Origin of the sequence: Larkinella soli, assembly GCF_003703975.1 — a bacterium.
Classification (GTDB): Bacteria; Bacteroidota; Bacteroidia; order Cytophagales; family Spirosomataceae; genus Larkinella; species Larkinella soli.
In genome coordinates, this window is the sequence record NZ_QTJY01000004.1 from 119886 (window position 1) to 140177 (window position 20292).

Below are 20292 nucleotides of genomic sequence, written 5' to 3' on the forward strand. Positions count from 1 at the left end.
TGGTTACATTCGTCCCTTTTTTTTGACAGGGCCGGTAAACCGATCCACTTTTGGTTCCGGTATGGGCTTGCTGGATCTGGATAAAATCATCATTAAACGGACGATTCTGGGCATCCGGTGCTCCGCCTGCGGTGGCAATCTGGCAGCGACGACCACAAAATCAATGCGTGCACGGCTGATCCGATGGCTGTCACTGGGGTCCGTGAAGCCCAAAAATTACGAATGCGAACAGTGTCGGAAACGCTACCTGCTGCTCTAAGTGAAACAGTGCCTGCTCATTCAAAAACCTCTAACCAATAACCATTATGAGTCTCAGATTAGGCGACATCGCTCCCGATTTTCAGGCGGAAACGACCCAGGGTACCCTCCGGTTTCATGACTGGATGGGCGACGGCTGGGCCATTTTGTTCTCTCACCCTAAAGACTTTACGCCGGTATGTACCACCGAACTGGGGTATATGGCCCGCCTGGCCTCCGAGTTTGAAAAGCGGAACTGCAAGGTAATCGGGCTCAGCGTCGATCCGGTCGAGAACCACCTGAAGTGGAAAGTCGATATTGAGGAAACGCAAAATTACCCGGTCAATTACCCGATGATCGGAGATTCCGACCTGGCGGTGGCTAAGCTGTACGACATGCTTCCGGCCGATGAGCCGGGTACCTCGGAAGGCCGGACAGCGGCCACCAATCACACCGTCCGGACGGTTTTTGTGGTCGGCCCCGACAAAAAAATCAAGTTACACCTTACGTATCCGATGACCACCGGCCGCAACTTTAACGAAATCCTGCGGGTCCTGGATTCAATGCAGCTGACGGCGGCCCACAAAGTGGCGACGCCGGTCAACTGGGAGGACGGTGACGATGTCATTATCGTTCCGGCGGTTTCAGATGCGGAAGCCAGAGAGAAGTACCCGAACGGCTGGAAAACCGTAAAACCGTATCTACGGATGGTGCCGCAGCCGGGTAATTGATCTGATCTCATGAAATTACGTGTATTGGTATTGGGAGCAGGCTTCGGTGGCCTGGAACTCACCACGATTCTCTCGGAAGCCCTTGGCGACCAGCTCGACCTTACCCTGATCGACCAGAACGATTCGTTTTATTTCGGCTTTTCGAAGCTGGATGTGATGTTCGGCCGGAAGCGGCCCGATGCGGTCAGGATTCCGTACCGGCATCTGGTTAAACCGGGGGTGCGATTTCTCCAGGAAACGATCACGGCGATCGATCCGGTCGCCAAAAAGGTCACGACCCGGAACGCTTCCTTCACGGCGGACGTGCTGGTGGTAGCGCTGGGGGCAGACTACGACCTGGCCGCCACACCAGGTCTGCTGGAGGGGGGCAATGAATACTACTCCTTTGAAGGCGCTGAAAAATTACGGGAGGTGCTTCCCGGCTTTTCGAAAGGCGATGTCATCGTCGGCGTATGTGGGGCACCGTTCAAATGCCCTCCGGCACCCAGCGAAGCGGCTCTGATGGTGCATGATTACCTCACCACACGGGGTGTGCGGGACGCCTGTACCATCAGCCTGGTCATGCCCTTCGGCTCCCCGATTCCGCCCTCGCCCGATACCTCGAAAGCATTGCTCAGGGCTTTTGAAGAACGGAATATCCGGTTTGTTCCCCAACGAAAGGTGCGTTTGCTGGATGCCGCCCGGAAAATGGTGACGCTGGATGATGCCACGGAGATGCCGTATGATTTATTCCTCGGTATTCCCAAGCATGTGGTCCCGGAGGTTGTCCTGCAAAGCGGGCTGGCAGTCGACGGGTGGATTCCGGTGGATAGAACGGACCTGCAAACCCGCTATCCTGGTGTATATGCCATCGGGGACGTAACCAGTGTCGGTACGCCAAAAGCCGGGGTCTTTGCAGAAGGGGCCGCCAAAATTGCGGCAGCGTCCATCATCGCAGCCTTGAAAGGCAATAAAAATCCGTTCGCCTATACGGGGGCCGGTTCGTGCTACATCGAATTTGGCGAGGGTAAGGTAGGGCGGGTGGATGTTGATTTTTTCTCCGGCCCCAAACCGCAGGGGATTCATCACGAACCCTCAGAAATGCTGGTAGCCGATAAGGACTATTTTGGATCAAGCCGGAAAGCCCGCTGGTTCGGGGCCTAACCCCGGCCGCACTGCAATGATCGTTCACCGACAACCTCTCAAACCATGCCGACGTATCTGGTTGAAATCCCGCACTCTGAAAAGGTTTCAGAATGTAAAAAAGTGATCAGCGTTTTTCTGACCTCCGGTTCGCACGTGATTTCCCAGGCGCACTGGGGTTGCAAAGACGGGGTTCATAAATTGTGGTTTATTTACGATTTTGAGAATAAGGAAAGTGCACTTCGGGCCATTCCGCCCCTCCTGCGTCCTCAGGCCCAGATCATCGAGCTGGTGAAGTTCAGGGTAGAAGACGTCATGCAGTATACACAAGACGACTAAGGCGGTATGGCCGGCTTTGCCCTGAAAAGCCGGCGGAATGCCGAACGGGCACAATCAAATGACATACGACACAAAAGCAAAAGCCATAACCCACTGAAATCAGTTTGTTATGGCTTTTAGTCGTGCCGAAGGCGAGACTCGAACTCGCATGGGCTCACACCCACACGCCCCTGAAACGTGCGTGTCTACCAATTTCACCACTTCGGCATTCGCTTCCCGTGAATTGGGACTGCAAAGATGTGGCATTTCAGCAAATCATGCAAGATGACGCCCCTTTTTTCTGAAGAAAATTTTCGGTTTTCCTTAACTCCCTGACCGCCGGGCCATAAGGGCCGGGCGTTACAGCGCTACCGATTCATACAGCGACGGGATGTAGACATTCCGGAATCCGGCCGACTGAAGATTGTGCCGGAATACCACCTGCCGGTCGTATTCGCCGTGCACCAGATAGACCTGTTTTACCTGCGCCGGGTTCTGGCACGACAGAAAATCGAGCATCTCGGCGTAGTCGCCGTGAGCGCTGAACGAGTCCATCACCTCTACCTCCGCCCGGACGGTATACGTCTCCCCGAAAATCTTCACCTCCCGGTCGCCCCGCTTCAACGCCCCGCCCAGCGTCTCCGGGCCGCAGTAACCGACCAGCAAAATCGTATTCCGGGCATCTTCGACAGTATTCCTGATGTGGTGCTTGATACGCCCGGCTTCGGCCATACCCGAGGCTGAAATGATAATGCAGGGCTCCTGACGCTCGTTGATGGCTTTGGAATCCTCGACATCCGAAATGTAATGCAGGTTACTGAAAGCGAAGGCATCCCCGTCTTTTTCGATGTAGGCGCGCAGCTCCGGGTTGAAACATTCGTCGTGTTTCTTCATTACCTGCGTAGCTTTGACCGCCAGCGGGCTGTCGATAAACACATCGATGCGCGGTAGTTTTCCGTCGCTTTCCAGCTGATCGAGGGCATAAATCAGCTCCTGTGTCCGGTCGACGGCGAAAGCCGGGATAATCAGCTTGCCCTGCCGCACGACGCAGGTTTCGTGAACGATCCGGAGCAGGTGCTTCCGCATATCCGGTTCGGGTTCATGAAGCTTGTCGCCGTAGGTCGATTCGCAGATGATATAGTCGGCCTGCGGAAACGGCTCCGGCATTTTCAGTATCTTGTCGTGCGGACGGCCGATGTCGCCACTGAAGAACAGCCGTACCTCGCGGCTGTCCTCCTGAACGGTCAGGCTGACGGCCGCGCTGCCCAGGATGTGGGCCGTATCGGTGAACAGAACGCTCACCTCGTCCTGGTTGAGCCGGAAGGTCTGTCCGTAATCGACGGTTTTCATCTGGCTGAGGGCCTGTTCGACGTCGGCGGCTTCATACAGCATTTCGAGCACGGGGCGGCCCTGGCGCTCCCGCCGGTCGTTGATTCGTTTGAGGTCCTTTTCCTGGATGTAGGCGCTGTCGAGGAGCATGATCCGGCAGAGGTCGGCGGTGGCCGGGGTGCAGTAGATCGGGCCGGTGAACCCCTTCCGCACCAGCCGCGGAATCAATCCGGCATGATCGATATGGGCGTGGGAGAGGATCAGATAATCGACTTCCGACGGTTTGAAATGAAATTTCTGGTTTAATTCATCCGTGTTGATACCCTGAAAAAGGCCGCAGTCGAGAAGAATTCGGGTACCGCGCTGGGTCGTGATCAGGTGTTTGCTGCCCGTCACGGTGCGGGCGGCCCCAAAAAACTGAAGTTTCATCGTCTTAAATTAGAGTCCGGGAAAGGTAAGGGACTGCATATTGGAAAAATTACTTCATATCGCCAAACGGATCGGCCGGCGCCGGTGGGTCAGCGTACCGGCCGGTCTGGTCCTCCTCTTCATTACCCTGAACCTTCTCTTTCCCTTTCACGTCCAGCCCCGGTATTCCACCATCCTGACGGCGGCCGACGGCACGATCCTGCACGCTTTCCTGAACGACCGGGACCGCTGGCGCATGGTGACCGAACTGGACGAGATCACGCCGGTGCTGCGGAAAACCATTCTGCGGAAAGAGGACCGTTATTTTTATTTCCATCCCGGCTTCAATCCGCTGGCGATGGCCCGGGCGGCTTTCCGAAACCTGACCACCGGCCGCCGGACCTCCGGCGCGTCGACGATCACGATGCAGGTGGTCCGGCTGCTCGAACCCCGGGAACGCACCTACGGCAGCAAGCTGATCGAGTTGTTCCGGGCGGTTCAGCTGGAGTTATTCTATTCCAAGGACGAAATCCTTCAGTTGTATGTCAACCTGATCCCGTACGGCGGGAACGTGGAGGGCATCAAGTCGGCCTCGCTGCTCTTTTTCGGTAAACCGCCCCAGCTGCTCAGTCTGGCGGAAGTGACAACGCTGACCATCATTCCCAACCGGCCGTCGAGTCTGCGGCTGGGGAGCAACAACGCCCGGATCGTACAGGAGCGAAACCGCTGGCTGAAACGCTTTGGTCAGGCCGGCCTGTTTACGGCTTCCGAGGTCGCCGACGCCCTTACCGAACCGCTGAACGCCCACCGGCGGGCGGCGCCCCGACTGGCTCCGCACCTGGCCCTTCGGCTGAAAAGCCAGTATCCCGACCAGCCGGTCATTCATACCGCCCTGCGGCCGGGCCGGCAGGCGCAGGTGGAGCGGCTGGTTGCCAATTATGTCGGCCGTATCCGGAGCCTGAACATCCACAACGCGGCCGTGCTGGTGGTGAACAACCAGACCATGCAGGTGGAGGCCTACGTCGGCTCGGCGGATTTCAACGATGCCGCCGACGGCGGACAGGTCGACGGGGTGCGGGCGGTTCGTTCGCCGGGCAGCACGCTGAAACCGCTGCTCTACGCCCTCGCCTTCGACAAGGGTCTGCTGACGCCCAAAACCGTCCTGAACGACGTGCCGACCAACTTTTCCGGCTATGAACCTGAAAACTATGACCGCCAGTTCAACGGCCCCGTCACCGTCGAAGCCGCGCTGGCCAATTCCCTGAATGTTCCGGCGGTGAAAGTGCTCCAGCAGATCGGCACCCCGGCTTTGGTGGACCTGCTGAAAAAGGCGGAGTTCGAAACCGTGAAGAAGCAGTCGAAAGTCCTCGGCCTGTCGATGATTCTGGGCGGCTGCGGGGTGACGCTCGAAGAACTGACCCGTCTCTTTGCGGCTTTTGCCAACGAAGGGCGGCTGCAGCCGCTGCTGTACCACCCCCCGGCCCCCTCCTTGGCAAGGAGGGGGAGTGCTCCGCCACTTCCACGTACCGCAGAGCCACCCCCTCCTTATCAAGGAGGGGGCCGGGGGGTGGTTTCTCCCGAAGCCGCCTTTCTGATTACCAATACGCTGACCCAAATCACCCGCCCGGACCTGCCCAATAACTTCGACAACAGCTACCATCTGCCCCGGATCGCCTGGAAAACCGGCACGTCCTACGGCCGGCGGGACGCCTGGAGCATCGGGTATAACCGGCATTACACGATCGGGGTTTGGGTCGGCAACTTTTCCGGGGAGGGCGTACCGGAGCTGAGCGGGGCCAATATCGCTACACCCCTGCTGTTCAGCATTTTCAATGCCGTCGACTACAACTCACCAAAGGGCTGGTTCCGGGCGCCGAAAGGGCTGACGATGCGGCAGGTCTGCGCCGGTACGGGCGACGTTCCGGGTGATTTTTGTGAACACACGATCGTCGATTACGCCATCGGCGGCATTTCGCCCTACCGGCGGTGCAGCCACCGGAAAGCCGTCTGGACGGATGCCGCCGGGGCGGTTTCCTACTGCGCCCACTGTTTGCCCGACAGCGGGGCCGTCCGCCGGTTTTACCCCAATCTGGCGCCTGAACTGATCGCGTTTTATCGAAGCCGACGGATTCCGTATGCCGAAATACCGCCCCATCATCCCGCCTGCACCCGCGTCTTTGCACGGCAGGGACCGCAGATCGTCAGCCCGAACGACGGGAGCGAATATTTTATCAACCCCCATCGGCCCCAGCAGCTTCAGCTAAGCTGTCAGACCGAGAATGAGGTGCGGCAGGTATACTGGTACGTGAATGATAGACTGTACCGAAAAGCCGCACCGACCGAGGCCGTCTTCTTCCAGCCGCAGGCCGGACCGGTCAAGATTTCCTGCGCCGACGACAAAGGCCGGAACACCAATATCCGGATTCTGGTCCGTGCCGAGTGAAATTACCGCTAAATCGTACGCTGTGGCCTTTTAAAACAGAAGCACTTCATTAGCTTTGTGACAGTTACTTATTTTCCTATACCTGTAAATGATATGAATGCTTCACGACGTAGTTTTTTAGAGAAACTATCCGCAGGACTGGGGGCGTCGGCCCTGTCGCTGCCGATGGGAGCCTATGCGGAAACGCTGGCCCAGCAGGAAATCTATTCCGGCGTTTCCTCCCTGGTTTCGCCCACCGGGCGGCCGCTGTATCAGGGCCGTAAACTCGGCATCGCGCTGGTCGGGCTGGGCAGTTACAGCAAAAATCAGCTGGCCCCGGGCCTTCAGCAGACGCAGTATGTCCGGCTGGCCGGGATCGTTACCGGAACGCCGTCGAAGGCTGAAGAGTGGATGAAGAAGTACGACATCCCGAAACAGAACGTGTACAATTACCAGAACTTCGACCAGATTGCCGACAACAAGGACATCGACCTGGTGTATGTCGCCCTGCCGAACTCGATGCACGCGGAGTATGTCATCCGGGCCGCCAAAGCCGGCAAACACGTGATCTGCGAAAAGCCGATGGCCATTACGGTAAAGGAGTGCCAGTCGATGATCGATGCCTGTAAGAAGGCCAATCGTCAGCTTGCCATCGGTTACCGGCTTCATTACGAACCCTATACCAATGAAATGATCCGGCTGGCGCGGGAGAAGGTGTTCGGGAACATCAAATTTCTGGAAGCCAGCGACGGTTTTAAAGCCGGCGACCCGAACCAGTGGCGGCTTAAAAAAGCTATGGCCGGCGGGGGGCCGCTGATGGACGTCGGTATCTATGCCATTCAGGGGGTCCGGCTGCTGACGGGCGAGGAGCCGGTTTCGGTCACCGCCCAGTTCGGCCCGAAAACCGACCCGCAGAAGTTCAGGGACGTGGAAGAGACGCTCTACTGGCAGTTTCAGTTTCCGAGCGGCATCACTTCCACCTCGACGACCAGCTACGCGGCCGGGGTCGAGCGGTTGTATGCATCGGCCGAGAACGGCTGGTTCGAGCTTCGGCCGGCGTTCGGGTATGGCCCGCTGAAGGGAATGACCAGCAAAGGCCCCATCGAAAAGCCGATCGTACACCATCAGGCCAACCATATGGACGCCATCTGTAAGGACCTGATCGACGGAAAACAACTGCCGAAGCACATCACCGGAGAAGAAGGGATGCAGGACGTCAAAATCATGCAGGCCATCTATCAGGCCGCCGAGAACGGCCGCAAGGTGACGATCAGCTGATCAGGGCAAACCATCCATAGAAACGAAAAGACCGGGTCTTCGGCCCGGTCTTTTTTGTTTAATTATGTAGGATTGTCAGATACTTGCCTTCTTTTTGCCCATCGAGTAGAGAATGCCGCCCAGGACGTGCTGCATGAAAAGCGGTTCGCTGTATGACTCGTCCGTATGGCCTCCGCCGGTGTAGAACGTGCGGCCGCCGTCGAACTCCCGGTACCAGGCAAAGGGGTGATTGGCGCCGTTTTTGCCGCCTTCGTAGGTGCTTTCATCGAGCGTCATCAGCACCTTGATGCCCATCACGATGCTTTTGTAATTGTATAGTTCGTCGAACCGTTTCCAGCGGTCGGGCAGCATTTTGGTCGAAATGTGCTTTTTGTCGAGCACCTGAATCTCGACGTTCTGCTGCTTGGGATGACTCAGAAAGTAGGCTCCGCAAAGCTGGTTGTACCACGGCCATTCGTATTCGGTATCGGCCGCAGCGTGAATGCCCACAAAACCGCCCCCTTTTTTAATGTATTGCTCGAAAGCCGCCTGCTGCGTGTCGTCCAGCACGTCGCCCGTGGTGCTCAGGAATACTACCGCCTTGTAGTTTTTCAGATTGTCGGGCGTAAAGGCGGAGGCATCCTCGGTCGTGTCGACGGCAAAGCCGTTCTCCTGCCCCAGCTTCATCAGGGCCAGCTTGCCCACCGGGATGGATTTATGCCGAAATCCTTTGGTTTTGGAGAAGACCAGAACCGCGTCTTTGGGCTTGGCTGGGCTGGTGCCCGCTTCCGCGCAGGCGATCAGACAAAGGACACTCAGTAAGGTTATGATTGCTTTCATAGCCGGGTTTAGTTGCTTGTTATCAAAAGTATCGGTTTTGTGTTATTTTACCGATCACCCCAATCATTTTCTTTTACGGCATGAAAGTTCGTCCCGCGATTCTCCTGATTGAAAACAACCACCTGTTGCTGATGCAGTACCGGTACGGCGATACCGACGTGTTCGCCCTGCCCGGCGGCAACCCCGAGCCGGGTGAAACGATGGACCTGACCCTGATCCGTGAGCTGCAGGAGGAACTGGGCGTCGAGGTGGAGATCGGACCCATTGCCTTCGTCGGGGAAGTAATCCAGCCGCAGACCGGCGAACCGGAGGGAAAGGAGGATGTGCTGCACGTCGTGTTTCTGGGGCAGGTGATCGGCGGCATTCCCCGGCTCAACCCCACCGAAACGACCGCTCTGGCCGTGAGCTGGAAACCGGTCGGCGAGCTGGCCTCCCTGAATCTCTATCCAAACGTGGGACGGCAGATACAGCGCTGGCTGACGACGCAGATCCAGCAGGAATACATCGGCAAAATCGACCAGAAGTTCTTCTGAGACGTCAGCGGCCCGGACCTTCCGATGCCACCGCCACCGGCGAGGAAGGGGAACGGTCGGAAACGAGCGAACCGACGACCATCCCGGCCGTGCTGGCCAGCAGGCCGTAGATCATGGGCGGATACTCGGTTTCGGCCCACAGGCAGACCAGCCAGACCAGCAGCCCGCCCACCATCGCCAGCAGGCAGCCGAGGTTGGTAGCGCGTCGCCAGTAGAGTCCCGCCGTCAGCGGAATGAACAGCGAAACCAGGCTGAAAGCCGACGATTCGCCGACCAGCTCGAAGATGTTGACGTCGCGGGTGGCCGTCATCCAGACGCAGATGAGCGTGATCACCGCAATGGCCAGCCGGATGATGCGGAGCAGCGTGCGGTCGTCGATGTCGGGCCGGAAAAAGCGGTAGATGTTTTCACCGAAGACCGTAGCCGGAGCCAGAATCGCCCCGCTCGACACGCTCAGAATGGCCGACAGCAGCGCCCCGAAAAACAGAATCTGCAGCGGCATACTGCCTTCCCGCAATACCATGTTCGGAATCAGCATCTGGTTATCCTTGTTCAGGCCGGGGTAGAGCATATTCCCGGCCAGACCGATGAACAGCGGCAGCATGGCGATGGTGATGTACATGAACGAAGCCATATAGGAGGCCCGGACGGTGGTCCGCTCGGTTTTGGCGGCCATCACCCGCTGGAAGATGTCCTGCTGCGGAATGGAGCCGAGGCCGATGGTCATCCAGGCGGCCATCCACTCGACGCCGTCTTTCAGGGTCGGATGGGGCAGAAACCGGAAGAAACCGGGCCGGGTTCGGGCGGCAATGGCCTCGAAACCGCCGATGCGGTTGTAGAGCAGTACGGCAATGACGATGAGGGCGACGATGATGACGAGGTTGTGGAAAAAGTCCGTGATGGAGATGGACCACATCCCGCCCATCATAGTGTAGATCATGACGATGGTGGCGCTGGAGGCAATGCACCAGAAGGTGGGCAGTCCGGTGACGACGTTCAGCACGATGCCGATCGCGACGAACTGGGCCGCGATCCAGCTGAAATACGACGGAATGATCAGGAGGGCGGAGATCAGCTCGGCCGAGCGCCCGAACCGGATCCGGAAATAATCGCAGAAGGTGGTGATGCCGAGCCGGTACAGCGGCCGGGCATAAAACGCGCCGACCAGAAACAGGCACAGCGCCGAGCCGAACGGCTCCTCGATGATGGCCGGCAGACCGCCCTCCACGAAGATGGCCGGTGCGCCCATGATGGTCTCCGAGCCGAACCAGGTCGCGAAGGTCGCCGAAGCGGCCAGCACCAGCGGCAGACTCCGCCCGGCCAGCACGAAATCCTGGCTCGTGGTCACTTTCCGGGCCGCCCAGGCCCCGACGGCGATGTTGGAGAGCAGGTAAAGGGCAATTGCGGCAAGAAGCATCGAAAAACCGGCTTTTGGTCGGTCCAAAACTACGAAAAAAGCCGATGTGGGAACACACCGGCTTTCGGAAGCGGAAGAACGGGGCCGGTTATAACCGGATAGTGGCCGGCAGGTATTTGGCGATCAGGTCTTCGTAATACGGCTTCAGTTCCGACACGACCGGCGGCTTCGGGCTTTTCGAGTACAGGTCGTACGGGTTGAATTTCTTCACCCATTTGAACATCTCGCGGTCGTGGTCGTCCATGAGGTGATCGTAGGCATTTTCGCGGTGCTGGGCGTAGAACGAGTGGTACCGGATCATGTACAGCGCCGGTTCGGGCAGATGGTTTTTGGTCATCTGGTACAGATACTCGTCGTGGCCCCACGACATATGGACGTTTTTCAGCCCGCAGTTGGGTTCGTAAACCCCGTATTTGGTGTTATAACGCTCGTCTTTCGAATCGGGGTTGGCGTCGAAGAACTCCGGGTACACGATCCGGTCGGAATGCGCGCAGCCCACCGGGAAGGTGTCGCCCACGACGGCCCACTGCGGCTCACCGAACAGACAGAGGACCTTGCCCATGTCGTGCAGGAAGCCCGTCAGCACGAACCAGTCGGGATGGCCGTCGGCGCGGATGGCCTCGGCGGTCTGGAGCAGGTGCTGGAGCTGGTCGAGTTCGATGTCCGGGTCGGAATCGTCGACGAGGGTGTTCAGAAACTCCATGGCGCCCCATACCGGCATTTCTTTCTTGTCGAATTTCAGAAACTCGGCTTCTTTCTGCCGGACGAAATCATACGTCTGGTAGGTATGATTGAGCCGGTAGAACTCGCGGACGGTGTCGCGGGCCGGGTTGTCGTAATTGCGGTATTCGTCTTTCGCCTTGTGTTCGGGCTCAGGATAACGGACCAGCAGATCATCCTCCCACTGCTCAAGGCTGTCGAGGGGATTCAGTTCGTTTTCCGTCAGGGGTAACTCTCTCATGTTTTTGAATCAGTTTTGAAATAATTTCAAACCACACTGAACATAAAAAGGAAAATTCTGGTCCGAACTAATCACCGTCATTTTTTCCACGATTGCCTGACAGATAATCATGTGGTCGAATGGGTCGCGGTGGTGAGCCGGAAAATCCAGCTGATGTAATTTTAATAAATGACTAACTCGGATTGGCAGCAGTTTAATACCGCCTTTCAATCGTATTTTTGTTACTACTTCTTCAAAGTCATCCGGTATCTGCAATTTGCCGCTCCGGCTTTTTATGGCTATTTCCCGAATGCTCTCCGTGCTCAGATAAAATTCGTTGCCCGGATCGGAAAACACCTGTAGCGTACTGGCGGTTAGCCGTAAATCATTTGTCAAAGTCCAGATGAAGATGTGGGTATCGAGCAAATACCTCATTCTTCAATGGTCTTTTTTAGATCGTCGTTCCAGCAGTCGGGGCTTTCGGTGATCTTACCCTTCATACTACCCAGTATCGAGAGAAGACCGGATTTGCCAACGATTGGTGGTTTTTTAGTATATGGTTTTATTGTCCTGGTTTTCATATCCTTTTCTGTAACAAAGCTAACGAAAAAAGTATTCGTATCGTCAGCGTATTCGATTAAACGCAATCTAAACGGCTCAGCGGGTCAGGCGGTGAAGGGGCCAGACGTCGGCGGGGACGCGGGTTTGTGAGCGCACGCCCTGAAGAATGTCTTCGAACGGCCGGTGGTAGTCGGCCAGATTCGAGAACAGCACGATCAGGGTCTGCGTCTCCGAAATCCGAACCACGCAGTTGCTGAAGCCGCAGGTGCTGCCGGAATGAAAAAACGTCGGCGGTCCGTCCTTTGTTTCGGTGACGAACCAGCCCAGGCCGTAAGCGCTGCCGGTTAGTCCTTCGATGGGGCGCTGAATCCGGCGAAACGGTTCCTGCCGATCGATCAGCCGGTTGGTAGTCAGCGCGTCGGCCCATTTCCGGTAATCCGTCAGGGAGGTATAGAGGCAGCCGTCGCCTTTGGTGCCGCTCGTTATGCTCTGGTCGGAAAGCCGAATGCCGCCTTTTTCATCCAGGGCGTAGCCTATGCTCCGGTTCAGGATCGGTTTTCCCGGTTCATAGAAGGTGGTCCCGGTCATACCCAGCGGGGTGAAAACCGCTTCTTCCATCCATTCGGCATAAGGCCGGCCGGAGACTTTTTCAACGATCTGTTCGAGCAGGCAGAAGCCCGAGTTGCTGTACTGAAACCGGCTTCCAGGCTCGAAATAGGTGGCGTCCTGCGGTTTCAGCAGCTCGACGACCTCCCGGTCGAAAATCTGGTCTTTCCGCTCCGGCGCCTGCAGCGTTTCGTAGTCCCGAATACCGGAACTGTGCGTGAGCAGATGCCGGAGTTTTACTTTGCGGCCCACGGCGGGATTGAAATCCGGAAAAAACCGCAGCAGGTTGTCCTCCACCGACAGTTTGCCCTGCTTTTCGAGCAGCAGAATAGCCATCGCCGTAAACTGCTTCGACACGGAGGCCATGCGGAAGTTGGTTTCCGGCGTCACCGGCGTTTTCGTCTCCGGATTCGCCAGCCCATAGCCCCGCCGGAACACTTCCTTTCCGCCGATCATGACCAGCAGCGCCCCGCCGGGCCGGTCGGCCGGGAAGGCCCGACGCATGACGGCATCCAGAGCGGTTTCGAGGGGCTGTGCGGAGGCCGTCGGCATGGTAATCAGCAGAAAAAACCGTTCAGGGCGTTTTCATAATACTCGCAAGTCACCAGAACACCAAATATAGAACCGTCAGGATGCCGACGATGACGGCGGAACCGGCCACGAAGGAGGGCGTCACCCTAAACATCCGCTGGTCGACGTCGAGGCCTTTTTCATTCCGGTGGCTGGCCGGGTCGGTCAGCGTGACGATCACCATGAGGGCCACGTCGAGGCAGAACACCCACATCGTGCGGTGCAGGAAGGGAATCTCTGCGGCCTGAATGCCAAAACCGCCCAGCACCTCGGGCCAGAATTTCAGCAGCGTCGAGAGGGGAATGCTGATGATCGCAACGGTCAGGGCCGCCCGGGTAGTGGTCCGTTTCCAGAAAAAGCCCAGCAGGAAGATGGCGAACACGCCCGGCGTGATGAAGTTGGTGTATTCCTGAATGTATTGATACACCTGATCGAACGACCGCAGCATGGGGGCGATGAGGATGGCGATGATGAACGACACGATGACCGCATACCGCCCCACCCGCACCAGCTTCCGCTCCGAGGCATCCTTGTCGAAGAACTTCTTATAAATGTCGAGGGTGAAGATAGTGGAGATGCTGTTGCACTTCCCGGCCAGCGAAGCCACCACGGCCGCCGTCAGGGCCGCGAACGCCAGCCCCTTCATGCCGCTCGGCAGCAGGTTCATCAGCACCGGGTAGGCGTTGTCGGGCCGGACGACGCCGTTAGCGCCGGTCATGGCGTCCTGAAAGGTGCCGTTCTGGTACAAGACGTAGGCCGAAATGCCCGGAATCACGACGATCAGCGGAATGAACAGTTTCAGGAAAGCCGCGAAGAGAATCCCACTGCGGGCGGTTTTCAGGTCGGCTCCCAGCGCCCGCTGCACGATATACTGGTTACAGCCCCAGTAGTAGAGGTTGTTGATCCACATCCCGCCCAGCAGCAGCGACAGGCCCGGCAGGACGTTATACTGCGGGTGCCCTTTCTCGAAATACATGTGAAAATGCGTGTCGGCTTCTTTCCGCAGTGACAGCAGCCCGTTCCAGACCCCGCTGACGCCCACCTTGGTCGCCACCAGATCGAGCGCGAGATAGGTGACCACCAGGCCGCCACAGATCAGCACGACCACCTGAATCACATCGGTATAGCCGATTACCTTCATACCGCCCAGGGTAATGAAAATGGCAAACACCGCCAGCCCGATGGTGCAGGCCGTGAACGAAATACCGGCCAGCGACTCAATGGCGATGGCTCCCAGGTAGAGAATGGAGGTCAGGTTGACGAGCACGTAGACGACCAGCCAGAAAATGGCCAGAATCGTGCTGACGGTGTCGTTATACCGCTGCGCCAGAAACTGGGGCATGGTATAGATTTGGTTTTTCAGGTAGATCGGGATGAAGTAGACCGCCACGATGATCAGCGTGGCTGCGGCAATCCATTCGTAGGACGAAATGGCCAGCCCCATCGCAAAACCGGAACCGGCCATGCCGATAAAATGCTCGGCGGAAATGTTGGAGGCAATCAGGGAGGCTCCGATGGCCCACCACGTCAGCGACCCTTCCGCCAGGAAGAAATCTTTGGTACTCGTTTCCGCCCGTCGCCGACGGCGATAAATCCAGTAGCCATAGCCGGAAACGATGATAAAATAAAGCAGAAACACCGCGTAATCGGCGGGCTGAAGGTGGTTCATTCAGGTATAGGTTTAGACTTAAAGCTGCCAAAATAGAACTATTTCCACTTGGTTTCAACAGGCCTTCCGTTCCTTCTCCGATTTTCGCTACCTGTATACGAGGCAACCCCGTTGCTCCAGAGGCAAAAGCCAGTGGGGGTGGTTTAGATTTTTATTCCAGCGAAGATCGAGCTTTTCCAGAAAGGGAAGGTGAAAAACGCCGTCGGGCAACACCTTAAGGTCGTTTCCCCGCAGATCGAGGTGAGTCAGGGCCGTTAGCCGGTCCAGGGTTTCGGGCAGCGTCGTCAGCCGGTTGTTTCGCAGGTTGAGTTCACGAAGTTGACTGCAACTGCCGAGGGACGCAGGCAGTTCGGCCAGCCGGTTGTTGGAGAAGTCGGCCTTTCGCAGGCCGATGAGTCGGCCGATGGTTTCCGGCAACGCGGTTAACCGGTTGCTCTGAACATGCAGTTCCCGCAGGTTGCCCAGATCGCCGACGGATTCCGGCATACGGCTCAGGGTGTTGTTATAAAGCCGCAGTTCCCGCAGACCGGCCAGATTGCCCAGCGTCTCCGGTAAGGTGGTCAGTTGATTGTCGCTCAGGTTCAGGTAGGCCAGCCGGGTCAGATAGCCCAGTGAATCCGGAACGGCCGTCAGCCGGTTATGGCTCAGATACAGGAAATACCGCAAAGCAGGCAGTTGGCCGAGGGCTTCGGGAAGCGCCGTCAGGGCATTATGTCCCAGATCCAGCGTATGAAGATGAACCAGTTGCCCGATGGCTTCCGGAATGCCGGTCAATCGGTTATCGCCCAGATTAAGAAATTCAAGGGCCGTCAGCTGCCACAGCGAATCAGGCAGGCTGGTCAGCCGGTTCCGGAAGGCGCTCAGGACCGTCAAATCGTTTGTTTGGGTAACCCATTCGGGTAATTCAGTAAGTTGCTGGTGGTCGAGATCGGCGGTTTTCATCGGGCGGTCGGTCCAATCAGGGGCAGATTCAAAGATAGACGCCTTTCCCTTCCTGTTCAACTATGGTCCGGCGATCCGGCGATCGGATAGTAGGATAAACCAGTCCAGCCCGTATCTTTAATGCGTTGAAACGAACCGATTTCTAAACCGCTTTCTCATGAATTTATCCGCCCGCAAGCCTCTCGAAGGACTTCCCGTTCTTACCCTGATTGCCTTATTATTGAGTATTTACACCAGCGTTCGGGCGCAGGCCCAGGTGGGCGTCGGCACCAAACCGCCAAAAGATGCCCAGGTGCTGTTCGACGGCTCGCGAAAGATGCTGGACGAAAAATGGACCTACTGGGAAGGCCCGCGCTTTGCCGCCACCCCGCCTATCAAATGGACCATCGTGCCGGACCCGGTCGACAAAGGCACTGTCCTGAACAGCAACGACCCCACGGCGGCCGGCGGCAAGTACGGTTCCGCCGACATCGTGACCAAACAGGCCTTTCGTGATTTCCGGCTCCACGTGGAGTTTCTGATCAGCAAGCCGGGGGGCAATAGCGGGGTGTATCTGCAAAACCGCTACGAAATTCAGGTGCTGGACGGCGATACCACCTCGCACGGCCTCGGGGCAGTCATCAACGAAACGCCTTCGCCCTACTATGCCTATAACGGCGTCGGAAAGTGGAACGCCTACGACATCGTGTTCCGGGCGGCCCGCTTCAAAGACGGCAAACGCGTCGAACCGGCCCAGGTGACGATGTATTTCAACGGGAAAAAGGTTCATACGAACCAGCCGATCAGCCAGGTCTGGGGTGGCCCTAACTCGGGCATCGACGGCGGGAACAACGGCGGCAAAGGCATTACCGATACCCCCGGCGGCCTCAAACTCCAGGCCGAAGGTCACGACGTGCTTTACCGCAACCTCTGGATCAAAGAGTTGGACCTGAAAGAAAACAAAACGGATTTCTAACGGTGCCTATCCGAAACGCTGGGCAGGACCGGGCGGCTTACCGGAAGCTTTGGGTGATGAACTCCAGCGCGGCCGGCAGGCCCGTCCGCCAGTACTCCCAGGTGTGGCCGCCGTCGCGGACGCGGTATTCATGCGGGATGTTCAGGTCGCGCATGAGGTTGTGAAGCAGCGAGTTACCCTTGTAGAGCAGTTGGTCGTCGTCCCCGCAGTCGAGGTAGAAACGGACGGCTTTCTTCCGGTTTTCGGGGAGTTTCTGCACCAGATTCAGGATGCTGTTCTGGTTCCAGAAATCCGTGATCCGGTTGTCGCCCTCCTTCAGGTCGCCCATGGCCGAGCGATAGCGTCGGAGGTAGTCGGCAAGCGGCATCTCCCGGATCTGGTCATCCGTTCGGACGGCCGCGCTCAGGGCCGCGCAGGACCCGAACAGGTCCGGGTGATGCAGTGAATACAGCAGCGACCCAAACCCGCCCATCGACAGGCCGGCCACCGCCCGGTAGTTCTTCTCGGTCCGGCAGCGGTAGTTCTTTTCAATGAACGGGATGAGTTCTTTGATGAAAAAGTCTTCGTACTGATACTTTCCGGCTGCGTTGTTCATGTAAAAGGTCATCTCCGCATCCGGCATTACCACGATCATCGGGGCGGCTTTCCCTTCCGCAATGGCCTTATCGAGAATCTGTTGCAGGTTACCCGACTGAAGCCAGGCGATCTGCGTGTCGCCACCCCCGTGCAGCAGGTACAGGACAGGATAGCTTCGCCGGGAGGTTTCGTAGCCGGCCGGCAGATACAGGGCAAACTTCTTCTCCTTCTTCAGAATCGTGCTCGGAAGGCTCAGATCGTCGAATACCCGGCTTTCCTGCGCAAGGGCAGGGAGGGCGAGTAACAGAAAAACGAAAACACGGAATACGGCAGGCAGCATAGTTACTCTCAAGGGTCAATAATCACTTTCGCCGACGTCCTTCGTCTTTTTCTTGGCTTGCCGCAGGCGGTAATTGAACGTCAGGTTCACCTGGCGGAGCCGGCCCTGGGAGTTGCTGTAAGTATAAAAATTCGGCCCTTCCGTGATGGTCCGGAACCGCCGGGAGTTGAATACGTCCAGGACGTTGAGCGTCAGCGTGGCATTGTTCTTCAGGATATCCTTGCTGACCGACAGGTCGAGCGTGGCCAGGGCTTTACGACGGCCCTGGGGCGTTTGCTGGGGCGCTTCGTAGTTGGCGCGGAGCTGTCCGTCGGTATTTTTCCAGAACGTAAACCGGTTCGTGGCCCGGACAAACCAGCTATAGGTGTCGGCCTTGAAGCTGTCGTCCAGGTTGTCGCCGTTGGTGATGGCCCGGAAGAAGTTGAAACTGCCGTCCATTTTCCACCAGCGGTAGAGGGAATATGAACTCGTGAATTCAGCGCCGTAGGAGTTCTCGGTCGCCAGGTTCTCCGGGCGGGTATTGGAGAAACCGTTTTCGTCGACGCGCCGGATGCGGATGATCTTGCCCGTCGTATAGCGGTAATACAGCGACGAACTGATGGAGCCTTTTTCGAGGTATTTGATATGCCCCAGCTCGAAGGCGTCCGTAAATTCCGGGTTCAGGTCCGGGTTGCCGCTGAAGAAGTTGCGGTTATCGCTGAACGTCATGAACGGACTGAGGTCGTTGTACTGCGGCCGCCGTACCCGCCGGCTGTAACTCACCTGCAGGGCGTGTTTGTTGGGCAGGTCGTAGGTGGCATGGACGCTTGGGAACAGATTGGCGTACTTGCGCGGGTTAACCTGATTGGTCTGTTTGAGCGTCGTCGTAACGCCCGTCCATTCGGCCCGGAGGCCGGCCTGGTACGAAAACCGGCGCGATTTGTTTCCGATAATCCCGTAGGCGGCATTGATGTTTTCCTCGTAAACGAAGTTGTTCGTCAGGCCGGGAATCGGCGTCCATCCGCCCCCGGCGATTTGCTCCCGCACCCAGTAGTCGTTGGTCATGTCGCGGCTGCTGCTGCGGACACCGGCTTCGAACTTCCCTTCTTTCGCAAAGGGCTGCACGTAATCGATCTGTACCAGAAACTGCTTCTCTGTTTCGTCGTTGACCGAGCGCTGCAATACCGGCGGGATGCCCGACACGCCCCCGTCGGGCAGCAGGGTTTTCTGATTGAAATACTGATCGGAGCTTTCCCAGTTGTCGAGATACCGGACGTCGGCGTTCAGTTCATGGCCTTTGCGGGCAAAAGTACGCCGGTAACTGATGGCGTATTCGGAGTTCGGCTCGGTTTCGGTTTCGTCCTGCGTCCGGTAGGTGATGGTCTTTAAGTTGTCCAGCGAATTCAGGTAATCCCGGTAGCGGATGTCGGAAAACCGTTTGCCCTTGCTGATGCGCCAGGTGTAGGAGCCGGTCAGGATGTTGTTATCGTTGAAATAATAGTCGATCCCGGCCCGGGCGTTGTTGTTTTGTCCTTTGAGTTTGTTGTTGAAAGTCTGTTCGGTCAGGAAGGTCGAGTCGTTGCGGTATACCTCCTGGTACAGCGAACTGCGGCCGGGCGTATTGCGGTACGAAGCCGTGTAGTTGACGAAAAAGTTCAGGTTCTTCCGGCGGTAGTTGACGTTGGCGGCCGCCCCGAAGTTGGCCGGGTTACCGGTGATGATGTCGAAGGAGCCGTTGAAGCCTTCCTTCCGTTCTTTCTTGAGGATGATGTTGATGACCCCGCCCATGCCTTCGGCCTCATAGCGGGCGGAGGGGTTGGTGATGACCTCGACGCTTTCGATCATGCTGGCCTGCAACTGCTGCAAACCGCTGCCGCCCTTGAGGCTGACCAGCCCCGACGGCTTTCCGTCGATCAGGATGCGGACGCTGTTGCTGCCCCGCAGGCTCACGTTGCCCTCCACGTCGACGGCCACCGACGGCACGTTGCTCAGGATGTCGGCGGCTGTCCCGCCCGCGTTGGCGAGGTCTTTCCCGACGTTGAATATTTTCTTGTCCAGCGTAAACTCCACCGAGCTTTTTTCGCCCTGCACCACCACCTCGTCGAGGGTTTTGCTGGAGGCCGAGAGCTTGATGGTCCCCAGATTCAGCGGGGCGGTTTCGGCCGCCAGCCGGATGTTCGATTTTTTGACGGATTTATAGCCGATGGATTCGAGCAGGGCGTAGTAGGTGCCGCCCGGAGCCTCGACGGTGAACTCCCCGGTTTCGGTCGTAATACCGCCGGCCACGAAAGAGCTGTCGGTCTGTTTGAACAGCCGGACGCCGGCGTAGACCACCGGCGAGTCGTTCTGAGCGTCGAGCAGCTTTCCGGTTACTTTAAATTTACCCCCGGTTTGGGCAAGGGCTGACGCGGCCGCGAGCAGCAGGACAAATAAGGCCGGCAGTGGTCGGGAACGCCCGCACGGAGGAAAGCCTGTAATAAGCGTTGAGCAGGTAAAACGTATTTTCATCTACAGTCAAAAGGGCTTAGGAGCAATATGGA

The 20292-nt window shown here is 57.5% G+C and carries 17 protein-coding genes and 1 tRNA gene; 7 read left to right on the top strand and 11 right to left on the bottom strand.

Features of this window, described 5'->3' with window-relative positions; all coding sequences use genetic code 11:
* Positions 1 to 305 precede the first annotated feature (305 nt).
* Genes DX909_RS12180 through DX909_RS12190 form a run of 3 tightly spaced genes read left to right on the top strand, consistent with a single transcriptional unit; the run spans position 306 to position 2429 of the window.
* Positions 306 to 968, top strand: a complete 663-nt coding sequence (locus DX909_RS12180) for a peroxiredoxin (protein ID WP_128545457.1) — start codon at positions 306 to 308, stop codon at positions 966 to 968.
* Positions 969 to 977: 9 nt separating this feature from the next.
* Complete coding sequence (locus DX909_RS12185) at positions 978 to 2111, top strand: NAD(P)/FAD-dependent oxidoreductase (RefSeq protein WP_128545458.1); 1134 nt, start codon at positions 978 to 980, stop codon at positions 2109 to 2111.
* A gap of 45 nt (positions 2112 to 2156) precedes the next feature.
* Complete coding sequence (locus DX909_RS12190) at positions 2157 to 2429, top strand: hypothetical protein (RefSeq protein WP_128545459.1); 273 nt, start codon at positions 2157 to 2159, stop codon at positions 2427 to 2429.
* A 123-nt stretch (positions 2430 to 2552) separates the two neighbouring features.
* Here DX909_RS12190 and DX909_RS12195 read toward each other — a convergent pair.
* Both DX909_RS12195 and DX909_RS12200 read right to left on the bottom strand, forming a co-directional pair.
* Positions 2553 to 2636 (bottom strand) — tRNA-Leu (locus tag DX909_RS12195).
* 132 nt (positions 2637 to 2768) lie between these two features.
* Entirely contained in the window at positions 2769 to 4166 is a 1398-nt protein-coding gene (locus DX909_RS12200) for an MBL fold metallo-hydrolase RNA specificity domain-containing protein (protein ID WP_128545460.1), read from the bottom strand.
* A 37-nt stretch (positions 4167 to 4203) separates the two neighbouring features.
* Between DX909_RS12200 and pbpC the strand changes: the two genes are divergently transcribed.
* Positions 4204 to 6588, top strand: a complete 2385-nt coding sequence (gene pbpC / locus DX909_RS12205; protein ID WP_128545461.1) for a penicillin-binding protein 1C — start codon at positions 4204 to 4206, stop codon at positions 6586 to 6588.
* A 93-nt stretch (positions 6589 to 6681) separates the two neighbouring features.
* Positions 6682 to 7845, top strand: a complete 1164-nt coding sequence (locus DX909_RS12210) for a Gfo/Idh/MocA family protein (protein WP_128545462.1) — start codon at positions 6682 to 6684, stop codon at positions 7843 to 7845.
* Positions 7846 to 7920: 75 nt separating this feature from the next.
* On the opposite strand, the gene DX909_RS12215 is transcribed toward DX909_RS12210, so the two are convergent.
* Positions 7921 to 8664 carry a ThuA domain-containing protein gene (locus DX909_RS12215; RefSeq protein ID WP_128545463.1) on the bottom strand — a complete coding sequence of 248 codons (744 nt, stop codon included), beginning with the start codon at positions 8662 to 8664 and terminating at the stop codon, positions 7921 to 7923.
* Between the two features lie 80 nt (positions 8665 to 8744).
* Between DX909_RS12215 and DX909_RS12220 the strand changes: the two genes are divergently transcribed.
* The gene (locus tag DX909_RS12220; protein ID WP_128545464.1) at positions 8745 to 9197 is read left to right on the top strand and encodes an NUDIX domain-containing protein; all 453 of its coding nucleotides are present in this window, start codon (positions 8745 to 8747) and stop codon (positions 9195 to 9197) included.
* 4 nt (positions 9198 to 9201) lie between these two features.
* Here the strand turns inward: DX909_RS12220 and DX909_RS12225 are convergent, their stop codons facing one another.
* From DX909_RS12225 to DX909_RS12250, 6 genes are all read right to left on the bottom strand, one after another.
* On the bottom strand, positions 9202 to 10614 hold the full coding sequence (locus tag DX909_RS12225) for a high affinity choline transporter 1 (protein WP_128545465.1): 1413 nt from the start codon (positions 10612 to 10614) through the stop codon (positions 9202 to 9204).
* A gap of 88 nt (positions 10615 to 10702) precedes the next feature.
* A complete protein-coding gene (locus DX909_RS12230; RefSeq protein WP_128545466.1) occupies positions 10703 to 11575 on the bottom strand; it encodes an inositol oxygenase family protein in 873 nt (290 codons plus the stop codon).
* 9 nt (positions 11576 to 11584) lie between these two features.
* A complete protein-coding gene (locus DX909_RS12235; RefSeq protein ID WP_128545467.1) occupies positions 11585 to 11989 on the bottom strand; it encodes a type II toxin-antitoxin system VapC family toxin in 405 nt (134 codons plus the stop codon).
* Positions 11990 to 12211: 222 nt separating this feature from the next.
* Positions 12212 to 13273, bottom strand: coding sequence for a serine hydrolase domain-containing protein (locus DX909_RS12240; RefSeq protein ID WP_128545468.1), 1062 nt, complete (start codon positions 13271 to 13273; stop codon positions 12212 to 12214).
* 49 nt (positions 13274 to 13322) lie between these two features.
* Entirely contained in the window at positions 13323 to 14960 is a 1638-nt protein-coding gene (locus tag DX909_RS12245) for a sodium/sugar symporter (RefSeq protein ID WP_128545469.1), read from the bottom strand.
* Positions 14961 to 15047: 87 nt separating this feature from the next.
* Positions 15048 to 15902 (bottom strand): leucine-rich repeat domain-containing protein, encoded by an 855-nt coding sequence (locus tag DX909_RS12250; protein ID WP_128545470.1) that lies wholly within the window; start codon positions 15900 to 15902, stop codon positions 15048 to 15050.
* Positions 15903 to 16059: 157 nt separating this feature from the next.
* Between DX909_RS12250 and DX909_RS12255 the strand changes: the two genes are divergently transcribed.
* A complete protein-coding gene (locus DX909_RS12255; RefSeq protein ID WP_128545471.1) occupies positions 16060 to 16857 on the top strand; it encodes a 3-keto-disaccharide hydrolase in 798 nt (265 codons plus the stop codon).
* 37 nt (positions 16858 to 16894) lie between these two features.
* Here DX909_RS12255 and DX909_RS12260 read toward each other — a convergent pair whose 3' ends face one another.
* On the bottom strand, positions 16895 to 17773 hold the full coding sequence (locus DX909_RS12260; protein ID WP_128545472.1) for an alpha/beta hydrolase: 879 nt from the start codon (positions 17771 to 17773) through the stop codon (positions 16895 to 16897).
* A 15-nt stretch (positions 17774 to 17788) separates the two neighbouring features.
* Positions 17789 to 20260: a TonB-dependent receptor domain-containing protein gene (locus DX909_RS12265; protein WP_128545473.1), complete on the bottom strand. Its 2472-nt coding sequence runs from the start codon at positions 20258 to 20260 to the stop codon at positions 17789 to 17791.
* Between the last annotated feature and the right edge of the window lie 32 nt (positions 20261 to 20292).